Source organism: Poseidonibacter sp. (genome assembly GCF_041821165.1).
Classification (GTDB): Bacteria; Campylobacterota; Campylobacteria; order Campylobacterales; family Arcobacteraceae; genus Poseidonibacter.
In genome coordinates this window covers 1-3890 of sequence record NZ_JBGUES010000204.1, presented here as the reverse complement: position 1 = coordinate 3890, position 3890 = coordinate 1, and the positions used below count along the sequence as shown (strand labels likewise).

6 protein-coding genes are annotated in these 3890 nt (G+C 27.5%); 4 read left to right on the top strand and 2 right to left on the bottom strand.

Annotated elements, in window-relative coordinates; genetic code table 11:
• Both ACERKK_RS11960 and ACERKK_RS11955 read left to right on the top strand, forming a co-directional pair.
• On the top strand, nucleotides 1-251 hold a 251-nt coding region (locus ACERKK_RS11960; RefSeq protein WP_373773305.1), incomplete at its 5' end, for an ATP-binding protein.
• A gap of 44 nt (nucleotides 252-295) precedes the next feature.
• The gene (locus ACERKK_RS11955) at nucleotides 296-499 is read left to right on the top strand and encodes a GDCCVxC domain-containing (seleno)protein (RefSeq protein ID WP_373773304.1); all 204 of its coding nucleotides are present in this window, start codon (nucleotides 296-298) and stop codon (nucleotides 497-499) included.
• A 50-nt stretch (nucleotides 500-549) separates the two neighbouring features.
• Here ACERKK_RS11955 and ACERKK_RS11950 read toward each other — a convergent pair whose 3' ends face one another.
• Together ACERKK_RS11950 and ACERKK_RS11945 are read right to left on the bottom strand one after the other, a co-directional pair.
• A complete protein-coding gene (locus ACERKK_RS11950; RefSeq protein ID WP_373773303.1) occupies nucleotides 550-894 on the bottom strand; it encodes a cytochrome C in 345 nt (114 codons plus the stop codon).
• Nucleotides 895-902: 8 nt separating this feature from the next.
• Nucleotides 903-2096 carry a sulfite oxidase gene (locus ACERKK_RS11945; protein WP_373773306.1) on the bottom strand — a complete coding sequence of 398 codons (1194 nt, stop codon included), beginning with the start codon at nucleotides 2094-2096 and terminating at the stop codon, nucleotides 903-905.
• 292 nt (nucleotides 2097-2388) lie between these two features.
• Between ACERKK_RS11945 and ACERKK_RS11940 the strand changes: the two genes are divergently transcribed.
• Both ACERKK_RS11940 and ACERKK_RS11935 read left to right on the top strand, forming a co-directional pair.
• Nucleotides 2389-3072: a response regulator transcription factor gene (locus tag ACERKK_RS11940; RefSeq protein ID WP_373773302.1), complete on the top strand. Its 684-nt coding sequence runs from the start codon at nucleotides 2389-2391 to the stop codon at nucleotides 3070-3072.
• The coding region (locus tag ACERKK_RS11935) for a sensor histidine kinase (protein WP_373773301.1) at nucleotides 3062-3890 on the top strand (829 nt) is incomplete at its 3' end. The genes ACERKK_RS11940 and ACERKK_RS11935, both read left to right, overlap by 11 nt.

Sequence of the window (3890 nt, the reverse complement as noted above, 5' to 3'; positions counted from 1 at the left end):
AAATAGAAAATAAAATCATAATATCTTTAAAAGATAATGCAGGTGGAATTAAAGATGAATTATTAAAAAAAGTATTTGAGCCTTATTTTACAACTAAACATAAAAGTTATGGAACTGGACTTGGCTTAAACATTACCTACAATTTTATAGTAAAAGGTATGAAAGGAAATATAAATGTTCAAAATACTGAATATTTATACAATAAAAAAGTTTACAAAGGATGTGAGTTTATCGTAACATTTGCGCTTTAGCATAAAAAGTGTTATTATTAAGTTATATATTTAAGGAGTGCATCATGGAACTTAGACTTAAATCAGTTGTAACTTGTCCAAATTGTGGTCATAAAAAAGAAGAAACAATGCCTGTTGATGAATGTGTAACTACTTATACTTGTGAATCTTGTAAAATCACCCTTAGAAAAAAATCTACTTGTTGCTGTGTTTATTGCTCATACGGAAATGTACCCTGCCCTAGTATTCAAAAAGAACAAGGTGATTAAAATAAAAAAGAGCCTGATATAAAATTATATAAGGCTCTTTTTTTAGTATTTTATTTTGGTAATTTATCACTTGATAAGTTAGCTCTTCTTGAAGATTGAGAAGGTGGATAATTTGTTTCTAAATAAGTAAGAATTGTATCTTCTGTTTTAGCATCAAATTTCCATAAACCTTGAGTATCTTGCATCCATCTAATCATAGATAACCATGTTTCTCTATCACCTTTTTGAAGTGTTATAAACTTTGCACTATGACAAACAGTACAGTTTGTTTTAACTACTTGCATTCCTTCTGCTATTATTAACCCTGAATCTTTATCTATTTCTTGAGCATTTAAGTTTATAGATAAAAGAGTAGAAGATGCTAATAATAAGACTGTTTTTGTTAATTTTTTCATAATTATTCCTAAACTACTTTTACAGCAATTCTATGACACGCGTTATTTAAGTATCCTCTTGGATTCCAACCTGGTAAAATTATTGGTTGTTTAACTCCTGAACTATCCATTGCTCTTGCCCAAACTTCGTAATAACCAGTTTTAGGAAATTTAACAGATGCTTCCCATGATTGCCATGCTAATCTATTTTGTTGATTTTTTAGTTTTTTAACTTTTGACCAAGTTGCCCCAAAGTCAATTGAAACTTCCATTTGTTCAACAGATAAATCTCCTGCCCAAGCTTTTCCTCTAAATTTGAATTTTTTATCAAGTTTATGAGTAACTCCTGATTGTGGAAATGTAATCAGTGATTTAACAGGCATTGATTCTATAATACACATTTCATCATCAGGAACTTTTGTTCCAGGAGCAACAGGATTACATGGAACTCTATATGATTGTCCACCCATTTTTTTACCATCATGCTCTTTATTTCTAACTACAATTTGTTTTAGCCATTTTCCAGAAACAGATGCAGGCCATCCACCCATAACTAATCTTAATGGATATCCATTACTTAGAGGAATATCTTCACCTTCATATGCCCATGCTAATAATGATTCATCTTCAAGAGCTTTAGACATTGGAGCACCTCTTGAGATTGTAACTTTTGTAGGATCTCCACTTAAGTGAGTATCTCTACCGTAGTATCCAATATAAACAGCATCTTTTTTAATTCCACAGTACTCTAATACATCTTTTAATCTTACACCTGTCCATCTACCACAACCAACTGCACCTGTTGACCATTGATTTCCTTTAGCAGGAGGATTAAACTCTTTTCTACCATTTCCACCACACTCTAATTGTAGTGCATAAGTATAATGTTTAAACTTTTTCTTTAACTGTGCAACTGTAAAAGTAGTTGGTTTTTCACAACTTTCACCTGCAATTTCAAGTGTCCAATTTTCTGGGTCATTTGTTTTTGCTGGTGGAACACCATTATTTCTTACAAAAAAATGTTTTGCAGGTGTAAACTCATCATCTAATAAATGTGGTGGTGTTTCTGCATTTATTGGTCTATCATTTAGATAAATCAATCCATCTTTACCTTCTATTTTAAAAGGAAGATCAGAATTTGCAAGTGCTGCTGGAATTAAACCAGAAGGCATGTTTGCACCAAACGGAATATTTGAACCAACAACTGCAGCCATCATAAGCATAGATGATTTTTTTAGAAAACCTCTTCTTGAATCTTCAGAAGTTTCTCTACCAAAAATATCTAAATCACTTTTTATAGGATCGTTATAATAAGCTTCATGTATACCGATTTCTTTTTTTTCTTTCATATTATTTCTCCCAAAAAATATTATTTCTTGATTATAATCTATAATTGTTAAGATTATATGAAGATAATATTAAGATTATATGAAGAGAAATTAATCTTGAGTATTTTAATAAATTAATAGTATAATCAGAAGAAAATATACAAAATTTATGTGAAAAAAAGAGAATATGAAAAAAAATATATTAATAGTTGAAGATGAAGAGTTAATTGTAGATATTATAAATAATCGTTTAGATAAAGATATTTATAATGTAGATACAGCACTAGATGGACAAAGTGCACTTTTTAAAATTCAAGAAAATGATTATGATTTAGTAACACTTGATATTATGGTTCCATTTGTAGATGGTTTTTCTTTATGTGAAAGTATTAGAAAGAAGTCTAAAAAAACACTTATTATTATGATTAGTGCATTAGATACTGAAGATTTTAAAGCTAAAGCTTATGATTATGGTATTGATGATTATATTGCAAAACCTTTTTCTGCAAAAGAGCTTTCATTAAAAATCAAGTCTTTACTTAAAAGAAGAGATGAATTAAGTTCTACAAAAGTAGAAAATATCGGTGTTTTAGTTTTAAATGATTTATCAAAAGAGATTACAGTAAATAACAATAGTGTTGATTTTACACCTAGTGAATATTTAATTTTATCAGTATTTCTTCAAAATAAAAATAGAGCTTATTCAAGACAAGAATTAGCACAATTAATTTATGATAATTATTTAGGTGAAATTGATGATAGAGGAATTGATAGTCATATTTGTAATATCAGAAGAAAAATAAATAAATATGAAGAAAAGAACTTAATAAAAACAGTACGTGGGATTGGATATAAAATAGATGAAAATTAAAACTTTTATAGTGTTATTAGCAACAGTTGCTGGATTGATTGTTTCAATTTTTACAGCTGTTATGACTTTTGTAATTATTGGTGAACCAATATGTAGTATTATGCTTATAAAAATATCATTAACAGTTTTATCAGTATTACCTGTTATTGCACTTTTGAGCTTTTTCTCAGGTACATATTTATCTAAAAAATTTAAATTTATTGAGTTACGTTTAGAGAAGATTAGAAAACAAAAATTTAATCAAAATAATAGTAAACATATTATTGCAGAAGTGCAAGAAATGAATGATGATATTAACTTTCTTTCAAATCAGTTAGAAGAACTTTTTAGTGATTTAAGACAAAAAAATCACAACTTATCAAACCTTCTTATTTCAATGTCTCATGATATAAAAACTCCTATTACTATTATAAATGGTTATATCGAAGAAATTGAAGATGGTTTAATAAAACCTGATAAAATGCCATCTGTTTTAAATCATATGAAAAAAGAGATTGAGTATTTAGATGAATTAACAGTTGATATGCTTGGATTTATTTCATCAATGGAACAAAAAAAGCCTAAAGAAAAAATACTTCTTTATTACTTCTTAGAAAATGAAGTTTTTCCTATACTTGCATTAAATGAAAAAATTGAATTAAAAAATGAAATAGATAAAGATTTTGTAATAAAATTCAATAAAATCGACTTAAAGAAAATATGTATAAATATCTTATCAAATGCTATTAAATACACAAAAAAAGGTTATGTGAAAGTTTATATGCAAGATGATAGTATTTTATTTCAAAACAATGGAGAGGAAATAAAATCTGAATTCA